Below are 1,282 nucleotides of genomic sequence, written 5' to 3'. Positions count from 1 at the left end.
GAGGTTTGACACGTTCCCATTGTTCTGTTGTTAATTCATAGCATTTCATACCTCTAGTTTCGCATATCTGCTCCTTTTGTGCAACTTTTATTTTTCAAACAAGCCCTAGCTGAAATAATAAGCAGCAAAGAGGAGGTGCAATAATGCGAGTACAGAAGGATAAATTGCTGGAGTTTATACAGAAGCATGAGCAGGTTACTTTCTGCGATATTGAACGCTTTTTCGATTCCTGCGGCATGAATTACAAAGGCGATACAGGCATTGGATTGAGCCAGTCAAAGCTTGTTGTATGGAATGGATGGAACAGGAAAGCGAGCCGGGCGTTTATGGAGCTGGTGGCAGAGGGGAAAATACACATGTTCAGGACAGGTATGAGTAAAGTACCGATGCCTCCGGCCTTTCGGGACGTGGACAAATTATGTCTTTTGAACTATGTCCCGGTTCTTATCCAGGCGGAGAGAAGGTGAAACAATGGGCGTAATACGTGAGACTTTCATATTGGAGGACCGCTTTACTGAGGCTTTTACCCGGTATATCCGAGCGGTAGAAAATGCCTCTGAGTCCACCAGGCGGATGCAGCAGATCATTGATGATCTGGGAAGAAGCCAGCGGATCACAGTGTCAGCCACCTCAGAGCTGACAAGCTCCATCCGCAATTTGGCTGGGACCTATCTCAGCATTCGGGGGATGCAGTCTCTGTTTAACCTGTCAGACACCATTGCCTCCAACACCGCACGGCTGGATATGATGAATGACGGGTTGCAGACCACCGAAGAACTCAACCAAATGATTTTTGATTCTGCCCAGCGATCCAGAGGGGCTTATGCGGATACTGCAGCATTTGTGGCCCAATTAGGTAATCTGGCCGGGCATGCATTTTCCAGCAGTGCGGAGGTCGTAGCATTTGCCGAGCAGATCAACAAGCAAATCGCAATTTCTGGAACCGCCGGACAACAGGCCCAGGCAGCCATGCTCCAGCTCACCCAGGGCCTTGCTTCCGGCGCATTACGCGGCGAGGAACTGAACTCCGTGCTGGAGAATACGCCCATGATTGCGCAGACCATCGCCAACTACATGGGCGTGACTACCGGAGAGTTGAGAGAGCTGGCCTCTGAGGGGCAAGTGACTGCCGCTATCGTAAAGAACGCCATGTTTGAATTTGCGGAGGAGACGAACGCCAAATTTGCGGAAATGCCTATGACCTGGGCACAGCAATGGAATCAGATGAAAAATCTCGCAATTCAAGCAGTCATGCCACTACTTGAAAGCGTGAATCAGCTCG

General features: G+C 49.7%; 2 protein-coding genes. Both read left to right on the top strand.

What is annotated here, in order from left to right:
• Nucleotides 1-143 precede the first annotated feature (143 nt).
• A complete protein-coding gene (locus tag B5F88_RS19560; RefSeq protein ID WP_087937060.1) occupies nt 144-467 on the top strand; it encodes a hypothetical protein in 324 nt (107 codons plus the stop codon).
• Between the two features lie 106 nt (nt 468-573).
• Nucleotides 574-1,282 (top strand): tape measure protein (locus B5F88_RS19555; protein WP_162612263.1); only part of this gene is annotated, 709 nt, incomplete at its 3' end.

Origin of the sequence: Flavonifractor sp. An306 (assembly GCF_002159455.1) — a bacterium.
Classification (GTDB): Bacteria; Bacillota; Clostridia; order Oscillospirales; family Oscillospiraceae; genus Flavonifractor.
This window is presented reverse-complemented; position numbering and strand designations above follow the sequence as displayed.